The 17027-nt window shown below is 52.5% G+C and carries 17 protein-coding genes; 10 read left to right on the top strand and 7 right to left on the bottom strand.

Annotated features, from left to right (window positions below; genetic code table 11):
• Nucleotides 1-68: 68 nt before the first annotated feature.
• The 5 genes from ACGHZ6_RS19925 to ACGHZ6_RS19905 form a co-directional block, all read right to left on the bottom strand.
• Entirely contained in the window at nt 69-1379 is a 1311-nt protein-coding gene (locus tag ACGHZ6_RS19925; RefSeq protein ID WP_390615789.1) for a DUF3426 domain-containing protein, read from the bottom strand.
• 160 nt (nt 1380-1539) lie between these two features.
• Nucleotides 1540-2430: a 50S ribosomal protein L11 methyltransferase gene (prmA, locus tag ACGHZ6_RS19920; protein WP_390615788.1), complete on the bottom strand. Its 891-nt coding sequence runs from the start codon at nt 2428-2430 to the stop codon at nt 1540-1542.
• A 46-nt stretch (nt 2431-2476) separates the two neighbouring features.
• On the bottom strand, nt 2477-4402 hold the full coding sequence (gene dxs, locus ACGHZ6_RS19915; RefSeq protein WP_390615787.1) for a 1-deoxy-D-xylulose-5-phosphate synthase: 1926 nt from the start codon (nt 4400-4402) through the stop codon (nt 2477-2479).
• A 143-nt stretch (nt 4403-4545) separates the two neighbouring features.
• A complete protein-coding gene (ispA, locus tag ACGHZ6_RS19910; RefSeq protein WP_390615786.1) occupies nt 4546-5451 on the bottom strand; it encodes a (2E,6E)-farnesyl diphosphate synthase in 906 nt (301 codons plus the stop codon).
• Between the two features lie 19 nt (nt 5452-5470).
• Nucleotides 5471-5710: an exodeoxyribonuclease VII small subunit gene (locus tag ACGHZ6_RS19905; RefSeq protein ID WP_390615785.1), complete on the bottom strand. Its 240-nt coding sequence runs from the start codon at nt 5708-5710 to the stop codon at nt 5471-5473.
• Between the two features lie 279 nt (nt 5711-5989).
• Between ACGHZ6_RS19905 and pomA the strand changes: the two genes are divergently transcribed.
• The 8 genes from pomA (at nt 5990) to ACGHZ6_RS19865 (ending at nt 12034) form a co-directional block, all read left to right on the top strand.
• On the top strand, nt 5990-6751 hold the full coding sequence (pomA, locus tag ACGHZ6_RS19900) for a flagellar motor protein PomA (RefSeq protein WP_390615784.1): 762 nt from the start codon (nt 5990-5992) through the stop codon (nt 6749-6751).
• Nucleotides 6752-6776: 25 nt separating this feature from the next.
• A complete protein-coding gene (locus ACGHZ6_RS19895; RefSeq protein WP_390615783.1) occupies nt 6777-7757 on the top strand; it encodes a flagellar motor protein MotB in 981 nt (326 codons plus the stop codon).
• Nucleotides 7758-7789: 32 nt separating this feature from the next.
• On the top strand, nt 7790-8380 hold the full coding sequence (locus ACGHZ6_RS19890) for a PilZ domain-containing protein (protein ID WP_390619195.1): 591 nt from the start codon (nt 7790-7792) through the stop codon (nt 8378-8380).
• A gap of 954 nt (nt 8381-9334) precedes the next feature.
• Complete coding sequence (locus tag ACGHZ6_RS19885) at nt 9335-9892, top strand: HNH endonuclease (RefSeq protein ID WP_390615782.1); 558 nt, start codon at nt 9335-9337, stop codon at nt 9890-9892.
• A 98-nt stretch (nt 9893-9990) separates the two neighbouring features.
• Nucleotides 9991-10815 carry a hypothetical protein gene (locus tag ACGHZ6_RS19880; protein WP_390615781.1) on the top strand — a complete coding sequence of 275 codons (825 nt, stop codon included), beginning with the start codon at nt 9991-9993 and terminating at the stop codon, nt 10813-10815.
• 12 nt (nt 10816-10827) lie between these two features.
• Complete coding sequence (locus ACGHZ6_RS19875; protein WP_390615780.1) at nt 10828-11295, top strand: PaaI family thioesterase; 468 nt, start codon at nt 10828-10830, stop codon at nt 11293-11295.
• A 16-nt stretch (nt 11296-11311) separates the two neighbouring features.
• The gene (locus ACGHZ6_RS19870; protein ID WP_390615779.1) at nt 11312-11671 is read left to right on the top strand and encodes a Dabb family protein; all 360 of its coding nucleotides are present in this window, start codon (nt 11312-11314) and stop codon (nt 11669-11671) included.
• Nucleotides 11672-11737: 66 nt separating this feature from the next.
• Nucleotides 11738-12034 carry a DUF6482 family protein gene (locus tag ACGHZ6_RS19865; protein ID WP_390615778.1) on the top strand — a complete coding sequence of 99 codons (297 nt, stop codon included), beginning with the start codon at nt 11738-11740 and terminating at the stop codon, nt 12032-12034.
• A gap of 47 nt (nt 12035-12081) precedes the next feature.
• Here ACGHZ6_RS19865 and ACGHZ6_RS19860 read toward each other — a convergent pair whose 3' ends face one another.
• The gene (locus ACGHZ6_RS19860; RefSeq protein WP_390615777.1) at nt 12082-13296 is read right to left on the bottom strand and encodes a methyl-accepting chemotaxis protein; all 1215 of its coding nucleotides are present in this window, start codon (nt 13294-13296) and stop codon (nt 12082-12084) included.
• Between the two features lie 242 nt (nt 13297-13538).
• Nucleotides 13539-14801 (bottom strand): 6-phosphofructokinase, encoded by a 1263-nt coding sequence (locus tag ACGHZ6_RS19855; protein ID WP_390615776.1) that lies wholly within the window; start codon nt 14799-14801, stop codon nt 13539-13541.
• A 216-nt stretch (nt 14802-15017) separates the two neighbouring features.
• Between ACGHZ6_RS19855 and mpl the strand changes: the two genes are divergently transcribed.
• The gene (mpl, locus tag ACGHZ6_RS19850; protein ID WP_390615775.1) at nt 15018-16409 is read left to right on the top strand and encodes a UDP-N-acetylmuramate:L-alanyl-gamma-D-glutamyl-meso-diaminopimelate ligase; all 1392 of its coding nucleotides are present in this window, start codon (nt 15018-15020) and stop codon (nt 16407-16409) included.
• The gene (locus tag ACGHZ6_RS19845; RefSeq protein WP_390615773.1) at nt 16406-17017 is read left to right on the top strand and encodes a flavin prenyltransferase UbiX; all 612 of its coding nucleotides are present in this window, start codon (nt 16406-16408) and stop codon (nt 17015-17017) included. Before mpl ends, ACGHZ6_RS19845 begins: the two co-directional genes overlap by 4 nt.
• Nucleotides 17018-17027 lie beyond the last annotated feature (10 nt).

Here is a 17027-nt window from a genome sequence, read left to right as displayed (position 1 = left end):
AGTAAGGGGTAAAGACTTGCTAACCCAGGCCCTGCGGTGCAAGGCCTGTTATGGTTACAGAAAGTGACCTAGTCTGTGCTTTCCAGGCGATAGTTGATGGCGTCTGAGCCAGGATCGACGATTTCCAGTGACAGGTGCACAGGCTGACCCTGCGGCATTATGGTGCGGCCTGCCAGCTCACCGCCGAGGTACTCGTTGGGGGTAAAGCGTCGTGAGGCGACAACCTTATTGTTGATGTCGCTAAAGGTCAGTGTCAGTGCCGGGAAGCTCTGATCAAAAGGGGCGCTATTGAGGATAATGGCATCAATCACCAGGGCGCTATCCACTTTTGGATGGCTGCGAATCAGCAGGTTATGGGTTTTGATTCGGCTGCGGTCGGTCAGGGTAGGCAGTTGGCAGCCAATCAGCTCACAGGCGGTGGCATAGTGGCTGCGATAGGGCTCAACCCGACTCAGGTGGTCAAATTTGGCATACCCTACCTGACCGACTAGCAGTAGGGAGGCTACCAGGCTTAAGCTGCCCCACAGCAGGCGTTTTGGCCAGGCATTAGCCTGTGGTGCCTGTTCCAGCTCAACCACATCGAGAGAGATATTTTCCAGCATCTCCTGGTTGAGCTGGTAACCCTGGTCTTCCAGTTCTTCCTCAAATTCCTGAAGCTCTTCATCGGCTTCCGATGGCGCCAGGGAAAAGCGTGGTTCCGGGCGTGCAGATAGGGGTTCACCTAGGGCGTCCTCCAGGGTTTGGTCGTCCAGAGCCTGGAAGGTGCCTGTTGTTTTGCGGCTGTAATCAAAGTCTGGATCGTCCTCTGCTGCAAACGCTGTTTGGTCGTCCAGGGTGTCTTCTAGATCGTCGGCAGGTGGCGGAGGAGGCGTATCGGGTTCTTCATCCAGATCGTTAAGCAGATCGACCGCCCAGCTTTCGTCGGTATGGTCTTTATCTTCTTCTTTGGCTGCCTGTGCTTCGCGCTCAAACAGGGATGCTGTCTGAGGTGGTGTGTCGAAATCCAGAAAACTCTCGCTCAGCTCGCCACCGAGGGTAATGTCGGCCTGGGTGTTGTCGATTTTTTTATCCATATCATCGCTGATGAGGATATCTTCATCGTCAAGGTCGTCGCCATCAATCTGGCTCTGGTCGAAGCTCAGGCGATTATCATCGACTGTGTTTTCAGCCGACTGGGCTTCATCTTGCGCAGCGGGTTCTTCTTTAGCCGGCGCAGGCTGGGTTTCGGGTTGTGGTGTGGTTTCCACCAGGTGGTCCAGCGCTTTGAAGATAGAAAGACAGGAGCCGCAGCGAACTGCACCCTTGGCCAATTGCAATTGAGCATCGGTAATACGAAAAGAGGTACTGCACTTGGGGCAGCGAGTGACTCTATCTGCCATGGGGGTCTGCCATAGGAATTGATCTTTCCCTGAATCAAAACGGTTGAAATAGACGCAGAGTGTAGTCGTTAGTGCTGTGGGGGTAAATGGTTAGTGCTGAGAAGTTTGATGAGGTGTGTTTCAACATGGGGTCTGACCCGCAGAGTCAGACCCCATGTTCTTAACGCTTGGTGCCAACGAGACACACCCACTCTTCTTTGCTACGCACCGGTTCAAAGTCGAACCACTCTCGGTAGGCGTCCATCACTTTTTCGGCCTGGGTGTTTAAAACGCCGGACAGGCACAGGCGGCCACCGGGTTTGGTCAGGTCATTGAGTGTGGGGGCCAGCTCAGCCAAGGGCCCGGCGAGAATATTGGCCAGCATAATATCTACCTGGGTATCCGGACAGCGGTTGGGCATAAAGACATTGAAACGGTCAGCATCGATACCGTTGCGGCTGGTGTTTTCGCGGGTGGCGATCAATGCCTGGGGGTCAATATCGACACCGATGACCGACTTGCCGCCGAGCAGCAGTGCGGCAGCGCCTAAAATGCCGGAACCACAGCCATAATCGATCAGCTCGCAATCGCTGACATCCTGCTCGGCCAGCCACTGTAGGCACAGAAAGGTTGTCGGGTGAGTGCCGGTCCCAAAGGCCAGGCCGGGATCGAGTAACAGATTGACGGCATCGGGGGCGGGTGGCTCCAGCCAGCTGGGGCAGATCCACAGGTTGTCTCCGCACTGGATCGGCTGGTAGTTTTTCATCCACTCACGTTCCCAATCCTTGTCTTCCAGTTGCTCCCAACTGTAGTCCGGGAGATAGTTGGGCAGTTGGTCAGCTAGTTGCTGACGTATGGATTCGGTGGCAGCATCTGTATCGATACTGGCCTCAAACAGACCGGTGACCCGGGTTTCCTGCCACAGGGGCGTTTCACCCAGGGCCGGCTCGAGAATAGGCTGGTCGGCATTGTCTTGCAGGGTGACCGACACGGCACCGGCGGCCAGAATGGCATCTTCAATCGCCTCTGCCTGTTCGCGGGATGTGTCGACACGCAGTTGTAACCAAGGCATGGGCGAGTCCTGTGCAATAAAAGGGGTAAGTGAAGCGTGGGTAGCTTTATGACGCCGTTGAACGATGTTGGTTTATCAGCAACAGGCGCTGTTCGATCGCGTTGTAGATGCCATCGGCATCCAGACCGGCTTCGGCTAACAGTTGTGGGTGCTTGCCGTGGTCGATAAATTCATCGGGCAGGCCCAGCTGCAGCACAGGCATCACAATCGCCTGGCTGTTTAAGTATTCCGCTACCGCACTACCGGCACCACCTTGAATGGTGTTTTCTTCCAGGGTTACCAGCAGGTCGTGGCTTTGGGCCATCTCACGAATCAAATCTTTATCCAGCGGTTTAACAAAGCGCATATCGCAGACACTGGCATTCAGTTTTTCAGCCGCTTCTAATGCTGCAGGCAACAGGGTGCCAAAATTAAGGATAGCGACCTGCTTGCCCTGACGTCTGGTGACGCCCTTACCAATAGGCAGCTCGGTTAACGCTTGTTCAATGATGGCGCCGGGGCCTGTGCCACGGGGGTAGCGCACAGCCGCAGGGCCGTTGAAGCGATAAGCGGTGGTCAGCAGTTGGCGACACTCATTTTCATCGCTGGGGGCAGCAATCAGCATATCGGGAATGCAGCGCAGGAAACTCAGATCAAAGCTGCCCGCATGGGTGGGGCCGTCTTCGCCCACCAGACCGGCGCGGTCGATGGCAAAGGTGACATCCAGGTTCTGAATAGCGACATCGTGAATCAGTTGGTCGTAACCGCGCTGCAGGAATGTGGAATAGATGGCAACTACCGGTTTTTGCCCTTCACAGGCTAAACCAGCGCCCAGGGTTACCGCATGCTGTTCGGCAATGGCTACATCGTGGTATTGCTCGGGAAAGCGCTCGGCAAACTCGACCATGCCAGAGCCTTCACACATGGCGGGGGTAATGCCCACCAGGGATTTATCCTGCTCGGCCATATCGCACAGCCAGTCACCAAACACCTGTTGGTATTTAATCTTTTTGGCAGGCAGGGCTTTATCGCCTTGATTAACTGCGACAGAAACCTTCGGCTTGGGTTCGATTTTGTTCAGGGCGTGGTAGCCCACCGGATCGGCTTCCGCCGGAGCAAAGCCTTTACCTTTACGGGTAATGATATGTAGCAACTTGGGGCCCGGAATATCGCGCAGGTTGCGCAGGTCGTGTACCAGGCGTTCCAGGTCGTGACCGTCGATTGGACCGATATAGTAAAAGCCCAACTCTTCAAACAAGGTGCCCGGTGACACCATGCCTTTCATATGTTCTTCGGTTTTGCGAGCCATTTCCCAAGCCTGGGGGATCTTCGAAAGAACCCGCTTACTGCCTTCACGGAACGACATATAGGCCTTGCTGGCCCAGATCTTTGAGAAGTAATTGGCCAGGCCGCCGACATTGCGGGAAATCGACATATTGTTGTCGTTAAGCACCACCAGCATATCGGCTTCGGCGTGGGCAGCGTGGGTCATGGCTTCAAAGGCCATGCCGCCGGTCATGGCGCCGTCGCCAATCACTGCCACGGTTTTACGCATCTGCTCAGCCATATCGCTACCTAAAGCCATACCCAGAGCGGCACTGATCGAGGTGCTGGAATGGCCGACACCAAAGGTGTCGTATTCGCTTTCGCCGCGTTTCGGGAAGCCTGCCAGGCCGTTGGCCTGACGCATGGAGTGCATTTGCTCACGGCGCCCGGTCAGAATCTTGTGGGGGTAGGTCTGATGGCCCACATCCCAGACAATGCGGTCTTCCGGGGTGTTGTAGATATAGTGCAGGGCAATTGTGAGCTCGACGACGCCGAGGCCAGCACCAAAGTGACCGCCGGTTTGGCCAACTGTATAGAGCAGAAATTCCCGCAGCTGCTTGGCCAGTTCTGGCAGCTGATCGGCTTCCAGCTCCCGCAGGTCCGCAGGCGAATTGACACTGTCGAGCAGGGGCGTAGAAGGTCGGGTGAGGGGAATCTCTTTAAACATGCACTTATATTACGGGATTATCACAGCAAGGGCGCAATTTTATTGCGCTGCCGGGCAAATGCCCAGCATTAATTACACGAAGGCTTTAATTACGCTTAAGGCCCTTAATTACTCTGAGGGCTCTTAAATAGCGCTGAAGGCTCTTAATGGCCCCGTTCTACAATATACGCTGACAGTTGGCGCAGGAGATCAGCGCCTTCGCCAAAGTTTTCCAGCGCCTTGATGGCTTGCTGGTGCAGCTCTTGGGTTTTTGCTTGAGCGCCTTCAAGTCCCAGCAGTGACACATAAGTGGGCTTGTTAAGGGCTTCGTCAGCGCCCTGGCGTTTACCGAGGGTGGCGGTATCAGCTATCACATCGAGGATATCGTCCTGTACCTGAAAGGCCAGGCCGATGGCATCGGCGTAGGTGCTCAGTGCTTGCAGTTGTACCGCTGTGGCACTTTGTGTGGCAATCGCCCCCATTAAGACACTGGCTTTGATAAGCGCGCCGGTCTTTTTGTTATGCATGGTTTGCAGGGCATCGAGTGTCAGTTGCTTGTCGACACTGGCCAGATCTATAGCTTGACCACCGACCATACCCTGAGCACCAGAGGCCTGAGCCAGGGTGCGAACCAGATCCAGTTGCGTGTGAGGAGTCAGCGTATCGAGGGTTGATAGCAGCTCGAAGGCCTGGCCTTGCAGGGCATCTCCGGCCAGTACCGCAGTGGCTTCATCAAAGGCGATATGGCAGGTGGGCTGGCCGCGGCGTAAATCATCGTCGTCCATGGCTGGCAGGTCGTCATGGACCAGGCTGTAGGCATGGATACATTCAACCGCACAAGCGATACGATCCAGAATGTCCTGGGCGACCTTGTCTTCTGCGATACTGGCAGCCGCGGCATAGACCAGCACGGGACGCAGGCGCTTACCACCATTAATGGTGCTGTAATGCATGGCTTCAAACAGGCGACGGTCAGCGCCGGCTTGATCAGGAGATGGAAGGTTTTCGGTTAAGGCGTTGTCGACCTGCTGTCGACTCTGGGCAAGGAAGGCTTCAAAAGGCTGGGACATGAATCTGCTATTGGTAGAACTAGGAAAGATCGGTATCGAATGGCGTGGCCTGCAACTCGCCTTGCTGTTCGGTCAGTAGTTGCACCTTCTGCTCGGCTTCAGCCAGACGTGTTTGGCACTCGCGGGTCAGTTGGATGCCCGTTTCAAAGGCCTTCAAGGATTCTTCCAGAGTCATATCGCCTTTTTCCATAGCCGTGACCAGGTTTTCCAGGTCTTGCAGGGATTTTTCGAAATCAATCGGCTTCTTTTTTGCGGCCACAGGCGTCATCTCGTTGGAGTGAGTGTTAGAATGCGCACCCTACAGAAGGGGCTGGTTCTGGTCAATGATACCAGATCATCGCTGTGATTCCGGTGCATTTGGCAGGTTGTGGAGCAGCTGCTAAAACAACAGCTAAACTGGGATGGGGCATGGATTTTTTGGTACGCCTGCCGATACTATTGGAAATGCTCACACATTATCGCCTGTTTGCTGTATGCAAATTGACCGTTTGGCGATAAACAGGGCGGTAAATAAGAACAACGTTGCAAGGAGTAAAGCGTGGATTTAGCAACGCTGGTTGGCCTCTTGGGCGCCATGGGCCTGATCATCACCACCATGTTGATGAGTGGTGATCTCGGTATGTTTCTTAACGCGCCATCCGTTGTCATCGTGATAGGCGGCAGTATCTTTGCTGTGATGGCTAAGTTTGGTTTGGGGCAGTTTCTCGGCGCTATGAAAGTGGCGGGGAAAAGCTTTAAAAGCAAGATTGATGACCCGGCCGAATTGATCGACGAAATTGTCGAGTTGGCCGATGCTGCCCGTAAAGGCGGTTTGCTTTCATTAGAGGGTAAGGAAGTCAGTAATGAGTTCTTGCAAAAGGGGATTCAGTTACTGGTTGATGGCCATGACCCCGATGTAGTCAAAACCCTGCTCTCCAAAGATAAGACACTGGCCGAAGAGCGCCATGCCAATGGCGCACAAATATTCGCCGCCCTGACGGTGATGGCGCCGGCGATGGGAATGATTGGTACCCTGATCGGTCTGGTAGCCATGCTGGCTAACATGGATGACCCCAAATCAATTGGCCCGGCGATGGCGGTAGCGCTGTTGACGACGCTTTACGGCGCGGTGGTGGCCAACGCCATCACTGACCCGATTGCCGACAAGCTGAAGCTGCGTGCTGGCGAAGAAGCCATGATTAAGAGTTTGGTGATCGATGCGCTGTTGGCGATTCAGGGCGGCCAAAACCCACGGGTGATTGATTCCATGTTGCGTACCTATTTGCCTGAGGGCAAACGCGAAGTGGCTGAAGCCGAATAGACATAGGGACTAGTGGGGATCAGTCATGAGTGATGAAGAACAACAGAAATGCGACTGCGAGGAAGGCCTCCCGGCATGGATGGGGACATTTGCAGACTTGATGTCCCTGTTAATGTGTTTCTTCGTACTGCTGCTGTCGTTTTCGGAAATGGACGCGATGAAATTCAAGCGCCTCGCCGGTTCGATGGCCCAGGCGTTCGGTGTACAGAACAAGCTTAACGTAACCGATGTGCCCAAGGGCACCAGTATTATTGCCCAGGAGTTTAGCCCGAGTATCCCAGAGCCTACACCGATCAACGAAATCTGGCAGAAAACGGAAGATTTAACCCAAAGTTCACTTGATTTTGATTGTGCTCAGGAGTTCGATGTTGAGCAAGGTGATGAAGCGAAAGATGCTGGTGCCAAGGTGCGTATCAAGCAGAAGCTGGAAGAGCTGATTGCCCAGACCGAGCAGGATGCCATTGAGCTTGCCCAGGCATTGCACGATCAAATTGCTGCCGGTGAGATTGAAGTGGAAACCCGCGGCCGACAGATCATTATCCGCATTCGTGAAAAGGGCTCGTTTAAATCAGCCTCAGCGGAGCTGAATGATGACTACTACGACGTCCTGTCGGAAATCAAAGAAGTCCTGCGGGTAAAACCTGGCAAGATTGAAGTGCAGGGCCATACCGATAATGTGCCCATTCGCACCTCGCGTTTCCGTTCCAACTGGGAGCTGTCTTCTTCCCGTGCCGTATCTGTGGCCCATGAGTTAATGGGTGATGATATTAATCCGCGCCGTTTTGAAGTGTCGGGTTTTTCTGACACTGTGCCACTGGTGGATAATAATTCGACTGAAAACAGGGCGCGCAATCGCCGTGTTGAAATTGTGATTCAGCAGGGCCTGGATGAAGAACTCAACGAAGAAGATATCAACCTGCTACAAGAAGAGGGGCAGGATATTCTGCGTGACCTGGATCTGGACCCAGAGTATCTGTTTGATTTAAACCCTGAAGAAGTTTTCTAAGCGCAGTTTTTAAGGACAAGCATACCGTGATAATGCAACGTGATCGTCGCCGCTATTTCCGCATTAATGACACCCTGGGGGTGGCCTACCGCATTTTGTCGGAAGAGGAAGTTCAGCAGAGCGATGACCTAAATGAGCGCCCGGTCGATGCGCGCAATATTATTGCCGGTTTCGATAACCAGATTGATCAGTTACTGCTGCAGCTCCGTCCCAAGGACCCGGTGGTCTCCGAGCTGGTAGAAATTCTTAACCAAAAGCTCAACAGTATTCTCGATCAATTAAACCTGGAAAGTGATCTGGTACAGCGCATTGCCCACAAGGTTCAGGAGGTCAATATCAGTGCTTGCGGTATGGCCTTTGTGGTGGAGGAAGAGTTACCACCTGGTACCGTATTAAGTCTGGATCTGCTGTTGCTGCCTGCTAATCTGCATGTGTTTACCCGTGGTATTGTTATCGACAGTACCGCCGTTGAGTCTGGCGAAGGTTTCCATGCGCGTCTGGAATTTAGTGGCATGGAAAGTCAGGATCAGGAAGTGTTGATTCAGCATATCGTTCAACGCCAAAGTCATTTAATTCGCTCTCTACGTGATCCTCAAGAGGCGGAAGGGGAAGGCGAGGCTTAGGTTTGTCGCCTTAAGTTGCTTTCTTGTAGGAAATATCTCACACGAAATGCCGACATCGTCTACTGTTTTCTTTGCTGATTGTGGTTAATACTTACATCATCAAGGAGGAAGTGCTCAAGGACGCGGCAGGGAGTCAGGGATATACGCCATTCAGCACACCCGAGGAAGTGGGTAAATCCTGTGAGAATACGCCGTGGTAGCGGGACGCTGCCGCGGTTTTTGCGTTTTAGGACAGCTATTTTTTGTTTTTATAGCTGAACAGCCTTAAAACAGCGCGCTTTAGTTTCTATTCGTAATAGCTCTCGCCCTTAAACATTGACTCACCGGCAAAGTCGTTGCAAGCTAAGACTATGGCACCTGCAGTAGGTGTTATGTGTATGAGGATAGGCCGCTTTCACTGACTTGAGTTTGGACAGCGCCATCTACCGGCGCAAATACGGTTCCGTAGCTTTCCGACATGTCATCTGGCATCGGAAGCCCAGGATGCCTTACACCCTATTCTGCCCCATTAACTCTATTTCCTTCCTATTCTCTCCTTCGAAATCCTGCGCTCTTCAGTTAATTACAGCCCTGTTTGTTTGTTGTTCGGCCCTGCGGCCTTTGGCGTCATATGCCTGTCACTTTCGGCTTCTAGTCTGGTGGCAGTGGTGTACCGACAATCCTCATCCATCCCCTGGGGGGAGAGGGGCCTGCCTCCTGTTTTTTGATCGCCTCTGCTGGAGTCTCTTTTTTCTTCAAGCAAGGCGGAAGGAGAGCGGTTTGGTTATTCCAAATAAACGACTGACAACGCAGCTGGAAGAAAAAAGAGGCCCAGCCCTATGGGTTGCCCCTAAAAGCGCGCCACTCGGTGTTGCTCGTCACTTATTTGGAATAACCAAACCACGTTCCTCGCGCCTTGATTGGCGCGCTTTTAGGGGCAACAGAGGTGATCAAAAAACAGGAGGCAGGCCCTAAATGGAAGCTAGAATTTTGCGGTTAGACCTGGCGGGGCAACCCGTGGAGTGGATCAATTGGCAGGCCACCGTCTGTCTCTATGCTCGCGACCTGGTGAGTTGGAGCTTGGGTGGCGTTGTTCGCCAGGCCAGGGGAGGGATTTCACGTTACACCGGGACGCGCACCGTGATCGATATTCCCGCCATCGTTGCCTGTCATGGTGGATGGCTGGGTCGGGAGCGTTATGTTCCACCTCTCACTAACCCGGCGTTATTTGCCCGCGATAACTATCAGTGCCTTTATTGTGGCAATTATTTTGCTCCCCAATTTTTATCCCGTGATCATGTCCACCCCCGTTCCCGCGGTGGTCGCGATCGTTGGGAGAATGTGGTGGCAGCTTGCAAGCGCTGCAATTCCCACAAGGGCGATAAGTTACTGAAAGATATTTCCATGGATTTACTGGCCTTGCCTTACCGACCCAATACCGCGGAGTATCTGGCACTGATCAATAGCAAGCGTTTGCGTGGCGATCAGGCGGAGTATCTGCGGCCACAGTTTAATCATTTGCAGCACATTTAGTTGGTGGGAATCGTCTGCGGGAAATTTGATGGGCTGCGCGTTCAAGTCGGCTGCAGTAGGCTAAGATAAAGCAGTGATTAATCGTGCCGGAGTCTTTCGTGGGGCGTTCAAGCTTGCGCATTCAAGGTCTGTTGTTGCTTCTCTGTATGGCCCCTCCGTTATGGGCCTGCACTCCCCATACCGAGCTGGAGAAAGTATTTTGCCAACTGAAGGCTAAGGGGGAATCACTGCCCAGCCTGGAAGATTTTCGCCGTAACCAGCCACGCATTCAGGCCCTATTGTTAAAAGCTCCGGCTAGACGGCAGGGCATTGCGCTACCAAAAGTGGTGACTAAAGCCAAACCTCCTGCTCCGAAAAAAACCGTTGTTAACAGTAAACCCGAACCTCGCAAGGCGTCGCCGGCTGCTCAGCCTGTGTCGTCAACGCCTAGGCAGTTACCTTCCAGCTTATCAAGTTGCCAGCTTCAGGGGCATTTGATTCAGTGCCCGCGACAGCAATTTCGTTTGGCGACAAATCGGGCTAATCGATATTTGGCCAAGGGCGCTTTGGGGCCGGATAATCGTCTGGGGTTAAGTAACTACCAGGGCGAGCGTCAAAATCCACAGGCACTGAAGCGGCATCTGACACGCAGTTACGAGCGCTATATCGAAAAAATGCTCTCCATTGGTTTGGGCGCGTCCACCATGAGTTTTAGCAAGTTCTATTACACCCATGATGAGTTACAGCAGCTTGGCGTCGATTTCGCCGACCGTTTTGAAACCATGTTTGGTTACCTGAAAAAAGATAAAGCCAGCATGGCCATTAAAGACAGTTATCTCGATGCCTTGCCGCCGGGTATAGGCTCATGCAATCGCTTAAAGGACAATATTTTGGTGTGTGATAATGGTGAGCATAATTGGGTGTATTTGTCCTTCACAGACTAAAGCGCTTATTTTATGTTGTGCAGACATAAACAGGTTGAAGAGGTTCACCCGATGATGGAATTAAGCGAACTGCGGGAATTTATCGATAAAGAGTTCCCGCAAAGCCAAATAGAGATTGAGGCTATCGGGGAGAAATCTTCACGCTTACGCCTGCGGGTAGGTACCAGTCACTTGCGACCAGGCGGCACTGTGTCTGGTCCATCGATGATGCTGTTGGGGGATTGTGCCCTCTATGTCGCGATCCTCAGCGAAATAGGACGTGTCGCCCTGGCGGTAACCACCAGTTTTAATATTAACTTCCTCAATAAACCCTCTGCTGATAAGGATTTAATCGCTGAGTGCAAGTTGCTGAAGTTGGGAAGCCGGCTGGTGATCGGTGAGGTAACCATTTACTCTGATGGTCTTGAGGAACCTGTCGCCCATGCCGTAGGTACCTATTCCATTCCGCCTGATGCGTTCTCGAACAGGGACGAGCAATAAAATAAAGGAAGTACTGATGAAAAGATTGATGTTGTGTCTGGTGAGCCTGTTGTGGATAAGTGTCGCACAAGCTTCGCAGCCGGTATCTCATGTGGTGATGTTGTGGTTTAAAGAGGGGACTGCGGCAGAGGATATTGCTGCAGCGGGTCAGCAGGCAGAAATGCTTAAGCAAATTGCAGGTGTTATCGGTGTGCGACAGGGCCCGGCAATGGCCAGTGATCGCAGTCATGTGGATGATTCCTTTGATCTGGGGCTATTGATCAGCTTTGAGTCGGAAGCCGCCATGCGCGCCTACGTCAGTGATCCCATCCATAAGGAATATGTGAAACGTTATATTAGCGGGCGCGTTGAGAAGCTATTGGTCTATGATTTTTAGGTCTGATCACGGTGCGCACCCGTACAATGGGGGAGTTTGCTACAGCCGTCTCGGAGGTAAGGTCTTATGCAAATTACCCCTTCTGAAATACGCCAGCGTTTTGGCCATATTAATACGCTGGAAATCCACAGTCTGGAAATGAACCGTTATGTGGCCAGGGCCAATTGCGATGGCAATGATTTTGAGCTCTGCCGCCAGTTAGATCGCAACCTCAGTTTTGACAGTGTCGAAGATGTCAGGATGAATCTTGAGGGCTTGCCGGTCGATAATGCTGTGTTAATACAGCAGTGCGCCTATGAAGAAATGATTGGCCAGGAGGATTCGCCGGGGCCTATGCGTATGCCACTTGTTTGGAAGCTCTAGTTTTTCCTGTACGGGGTCTGATCCGTAGGGTCAGCCCCCGTTCTTATTCACACCTTAAACTGCAAGGCGTCCTGGTTTAGCTCTTCAGCCAAAACCAGCAACTTTTCACTACTCTGATTGGCATCCTCTGTATTGTTGGCGGTCTGCTGTGACAGCTGCTCAATTTGATCAATTTCCGCTGTAACCACCTTGGCCAATTGCGATTGCTGCTCGGCCTCCTGGGCAATTTGCTGGCTGCTGGTATTGATCTGTTGCACGGCAGCGGCGATATCGCTGTAAGCTGACTGTGCAGCATCGGCCTGGTTAACGCTGGTTTGAGCGTTACTTTGACTCTGTTGCAGGGCTGTTACGGCCTGGCTGGTACCTTCCAAAAAGGTATTCAGAATGGTTTCGATCTCATCGGTGGCTTCGTGGGTTTTCAATGCCAGGTTCCTTACCTCTTCGGCCACCACGGCAAAACCGCGACCCGCTTCGCCAGCCCGTGCGGCTTCAATAGCCGCATTCAGGGCCAGCAGGTTGGTTTGGTCGGAGATGCTGCGAATCACTTCCAGAAATTTACTGATATTGTCACTTTCCTCGGCCAGCTTATGGACCAGCTCGGTGGAACGCTGCGTGTCGCCCGCCAGGGTATGAATGGTTTCAATCACGTTGGCCAAGGTGCTTTGGCCCTGAGTGACGGTATTCATGGCTGAACTGGAGGCTTGTTTGGCTTCTTGAGTGTGCTCGTCGATACCAATAGCGCGGTCGGCCAGTTGCCGCGTGGTGGTGGCGGCCTCTTTACTGGCTGCCAGTTGGGTATGCATATCTTGCGAGGTGTTAGTCAGCAGATTCTGTAATTGGCTACTGAGATTTTGAACCTGAGATGAGGCATCGCCCATGGATTTGGCTATGCCGTGAAATTTGCCCTGCATGGCGTTAAAGCTCTGGGTCATTTGGCCAATTTCATCGCGGCTGCCGGCATCCAGTTGCAGGCGTAAATCTCCCTCTCTTTCGGCTTTCTGCATGGTATCGCGCAGGCTGTAGACGTGGCGTTCGACAAAACGTATCAGCAACTGAGAGCTGCCTAAGACCAAGAGCATCAGCACAAAGGTTAGCAAGGCATAAGTTGGCGCCCTATCCCAGAAGTAGCTGGCAAAGTCGCCACCCGCCAGTTGATGTTCACCGTGAATGGCAAACAGCGACAGGGCAGCCATACCTAAAAATGAAAAGCCGTTAACCAGCCAGAATTTGTATTTCAGGGGGAGATTTAGAATCAGGTCCATAGTGCGCGTATCGAATTATAGTTAGCCGTACAGTCTTTTTACCTATCGGCCATGGCGCGCAAATCATAACTTGATTAGAAAGTGTTCACTTGATCAGTATCAAGTGTTGTCGGCAGAGCAGCCTGTGCAGCTAGATTGATGAGGCATAAAAAAGCCCAAATCCTGCGATTTGGGCTCTAAGATAGGCCTTGCTATAGGCCGAGGTCTGACCCTGCGAGTCAGACCTCCATAATCGAGATCGATTAAACTTTAAACTTCTTCTTCAGCTTCTTCTCCACCATCACCTTCTTCAGCTTGGTGTAAACCGGCAGGCCATTTTTGTATGGAGGATAATCTTCACCCTGAATCAGCGGTGCCAGGTATTCACGACACTTGTCAGTGATACCAAAGCCGTCTTTGCTGATGTAATCCCGTGGCATCATCTTCTCAACATTGGCGATCTCTGCCAATGGTGCTTCCTCAATGGTCCACTTGTACTTCTTGCCCTTGCCACGAACGATGGCTGGCATTACGGCATTCTTACCTTCCAACGCCATTTCTACGGCCGCTTTACCCACAGCGTAGGCTTGCTCAACATCAGTGGCAGAAGCGATATGACGAGCAGCGCGCTGAAGGTAGTCAGCCAGCGCCCAGTGGTATTTGTAACCCAGCTCGGACTTGATCATATTGGCCAGAGTTGGTGCTACACCACCCAGTTGCTTGTGACCAAAGGCATCCACGCTACCGGCGTCAGCCAGGAAGGTGCCGTCTTTGTACTGCGCACCTTCGGAGGCAACAATGACGCAGTAGCCGTGTTTTTTCACGGTGCTCTTAACACGCTTGAGGAATTTGTCTTTGTTAAAGGCGATTTCCGGGAACAGGATGATATGCGGCGCATCGCCTTCTTCCTGGGCTGCCAGGCCACCGGCAGCAGCAATCCAGCCAGCGTGACGACCCATCACTTCCAGAATAAATACTTTGGTAGAAGTCTCACACATGGAGGCCACATCCATCGCCGCTTCCTTGGTGGAGACAGCAACGTACTTGGCTACTGAGCCAAAGCCTGGGCAGTTATCGGTAAAGGGCAGATCGTTATCCACAGTTTTAGGAACGTGGATGGCCTGGATGGGGTAACCCATGGTTTCGGATAATTGGGAAACCTTCAGGCAAGTGTCAGCGGAGTCGCCGCCACCGTTGTAGAAGAAATAACCAATGTTGTGTGCTTTAAATACTTCAATCAGACGCTCGTATTCTGCGCGGTTTTCTTCCAGGCTTTTCAGCTTGTAACGGCAAGAGCCAAACGCACCGGATGGGGTGTGCTTCAGCGCCGCAATGGTTTTCGCACTTTCTTTGCTGGTATCAATCAATTCTTCACGCAGGGCACCAATGATGCCGTTATTACCGGCATAGACCTTGCCAATATCTTTTTTGTTTTGACGGGCTGTTTCAATAACGCCACATGCGGATGCATTGATTACGGCCGTTACGCCGCCAGATTGTGCGTAAAACGCATTCTTTTTTGCCATTGGGATCTTCTCTGCTGCAGCCCGTCGCTGGGCCAGAATCAGTTGTAATCAGGTGTGAGCTTATAAAGGCGCGCATGATACTGGAATTACCACCAAAATGCATGGAAATTAACCAGTGAATTTGGCCACATGGCTTGGCTGGATTAGACGCTGGAAATGGCCAGCCCTCCGGGCCCCATGGTAAGCTGTGGCTCATCAATAGCGTGAGAAACACGGATGCATATTCATATTCTGGGTATTTGCGGCACCTTTATGGGCAGCCTGGCACAGCTTGCCAAAGCGCTGGGCCATCGGGTTACCGGCTGTGATGCCAATGTTTACCCGCCTATGAGCACTCAGCTCGAAGCAGCGGGTATCGAATTGATAGAAGGGTTTAATCCACAGCAGTTGGCTATGGAGCCCGACCTGATTGTGATCGGCAATGCTATGAGCCGCGGCAACCCGCTGGTGGAGGCCGTGCTGGATAAAGGCCTGCCCTATACCTCTGGCCCGCAGTGGTTGTGTGATCATTTATTACAGGATCGCTGGGTGTTGGCGGCAGCGGGTACCCACGGTAAAACCACCACCGCCAGTATGCTGGCCTGGATTCTCGAATATGCTGGCATGGAGCCAGGGTATTTAATTGGTGGAGTACCGAAAAATTTCGACGTGTCGGCGCGCCTTGGTGGTAGTCCTTTCTTTGTGGTGGAAGCCGATGAATACGACAGCGCGTTTTTTGACAAGCGCTCCAAGTTTGTTCACTACCGTCCACGCACAGCAATCCTCAACAATCTGGAATTTGATCATGCCGATATCTTTGACGATTTGGCGGCGATTCAAAAACAGTTCCACCACTTGGTCCGCACCATTCCCGGTAATGGTTTAGTGATTTCCCCGGTAGGTGAAAGTGCCATTGATGAGGTGCTGGATCAGGGCTGTTGGAGTGAGCGCACGCAAATCGCCGTGGATCATGAAGTGGAAGGCGCCGGTGTTGAGTGGCAGGCGCAAAAACTGAGTGCAGACGGCAGTCATTTTGCGGTGTTACATAAAGGCAGTCCTGCCGGTGAAGTTCAGTGGCAACACACGGGTAATCACAATATGGCCAACGGCCTGGCGGCTATGGCTGCGGCACGTCATGTGGGGGTAACGCCCGAGATTGCCTGTCAGGCCTTGAATGAGTTTGCCGGTGTGAAACGCCGTATGGAGTGCCTGGCTGATATCGATGGGGTCAAGGTATACGATGATTTTGCCCATCACCCCACCGCCATTACCACAACACTGGAAGGCCTGCGGGCCAATGTTGGCAAAGAAAAAATTATTGTCTTGATTGAACCTCGATCAAACACCATGCGTATGGGAGTGCATAAAAAACATTTGGCCCAGTCCTGCATTCAGGCAGACGATGTGCTCTGGTATCAGCCGACGGATGTCGATTGGTCACTGGAAGATGTGGTAAACCACAGCCCTGTTGCCGCCAAGCTGGTAGCCTCTATCGATGAGCTGATCGACCAAACCCTGGGCTTGATTGAACCCAATTGTCATATCGTGGTGATGAGTAACGGTGGTTTTGGTGGCGTACATCAAAAACTGATTGAACGACTGCAGCGTGAAAAAGAGGTTATGGCATGAAGAGTTTTTCACGATCCGTTACCTTAGGCATCAGTGGTGCTTCGGGTGCCCAGTACAGCTTGCGTTTATTGCAGTGTTTGCTGGCCGCCGATTGCCGGGTGTACCTGATGATTTCCCGTGCCGCACAGGTGGTGATTAATACCGAGACAGATGTCGCCCTGCCGCAAAGCTTTGCCGAGCAAACGACATTTTTGCAGCAACATTTCCAACCTCGCGAAGGGCAATTAGTGTTGCTGGATCGCGAAGACTGGTTTTCCCCGGTGGCTTCCGGCTCCAGTTCGCCTGCCTCTATGGTGATTTGCCCGGCCAGTGGGGGTACCTTGTCGGCGATTGCCTGTGGTGCCAGTAATAATTTAATTGAGCGGGCGGCGGATGTAGCACTAAAAGAGCGACGCCAGTTAATCGTCGTGCCCCGTGAGGCGCCGTATTCAGAAATTCACCTGGAGAATATGCTGAAGCTAACCCGTATGGGCGCGGTGGTAATTCCAGCCAGCCCGGGTTTTTACCATAAACCGCAGGGCATGAATGATTTAATCGATTTTGTCGTGGCGCGGATTTTGGATCAGTTAGGTATTGATCAGACCATTATGCCACGCTGGGGAGAGTAAGCTCCTCAAC

The organism is Maricurvus nonylphenolicus (assembly GCF_042854845.1).
Lineage (GTDB): Bacteria > Pseudomonadota > Gammaproteobacteria > Pseudomonadales > Cellvibrionaceae > Maricurvus > Maricurvus nonylphenolicus.
Note: the sequence above shows the minus strand (reverse complement) of the source record. Positions and strands in the feature narration are given on the sequence as shown.

What these genes read in the sequence shown, in the direction of transcription:
- ACGHZ6_RS19925 (WP_390615789.1), bottom strand. Translation starts at nt 1,379, where the DNA reads ATGGCAGATAGAGTCACTCGCTGCCCCAAGTGCAGTACCTCTTTTCGT.
- prmA (WP_390615788.1), bottom strand. Translation starts at nt 2,430, where the DNA reads ATGCCTTGGTTACAACTGCGTGTCGACACATCCCGCGAACAGGCAGAG.
- dxs (WP_390615787.1), bottom strand. Translation starts at nt 4,402, where the DNA reads ATGTTTAAAGAGATTCCCCTCACCCGACCTTCTACGCCCCTGCTCGAC.
- ispA (WP_390615786.1), bottom strand. Translation starts at nt 5,451, where the DNA reads ATGTCCCAGCCTTTTGAAGCCTTCCTTGCCCAGAGTCGACAGCAGGTC.
- ACGHZ6_RS19895 (WP_390615783.1), top strand. Translation starts at nt 6,777, where the DNA reads ATGAGTGATGAAGAACAACAGAAATGCGACTGCGAGGAAGGCCTCCCG.
- ACGHZ6_RS19890 (WP_390619195.1), top strand. Translation starts at nt 7,790, where the DNA reads ATGCAACGTGATCGTCGCCGCTATTTCCGCATTAATGACACCCTGGGG.
- ACGHZ6_RS19885 (WP_390615782.1), top strand. Translation starts at nt 9,335, where the DNA reads ATGGAAGCTAGAATTTTGCGGTTAGACCTGGCGGGGCAACCCGTGGAG.
- ACGHZ6_RS19875 (WP_390615780.1), top strand. Translation starts at nt 10,828, where the DNA reads ATGTTGTGCAGACATAAACAGGTTGAAGAGGTTCACCCGATGATGGAA.
- ACGHZ6_RS19870 (WP_390615779.1), top strand. Translation starts at nt 11,312, where the DNA reads ATGAAAAGATTGATGTTGTGTCTGGTGAGCCTGTTGTGGATAAGTGTC.
- ACGHZ6_RS19865 (WP_390615778.1), top strand. Translation starts at nt 11,738, where the DNA reads ATGCAAATTACCCCTTCTGAAATACGCCAGCGTTTTGGCCATATTAAT.
- ACGHZ6_RS19860 (WP_390615777.1), bottom strand. Translation starts at nt 13,296, where the DNA reads ATGGACCTGATTCTAAATCTCCCCCTGAAATACAAATTCTGGCTGGTT.
- ACGHZ6_RS19855 (WP_390615776.1), bottom strand. Translation starts at nt 14,801, where the DNA reads ATGGCAAAAAAGAATGCGTTTTACGCACAATCTGGCGGCGTAACGGCC.
- mpl (WP_390615775.1), top strand. Translation starts at nt 15,018, where the DNA reads ATGCATATTCATATTCTGGGTATTTGCGGCACCTTTATGGGCAGCCTG.
- ACGHZ6_RS19845 (WP_390615773.1), top strand. Translation starts at nt 16,406, where the DNA reads ATGAAGAGTTTTTCACGATCCGTTACCTTAGGCATCAGTGGTGCTTCG.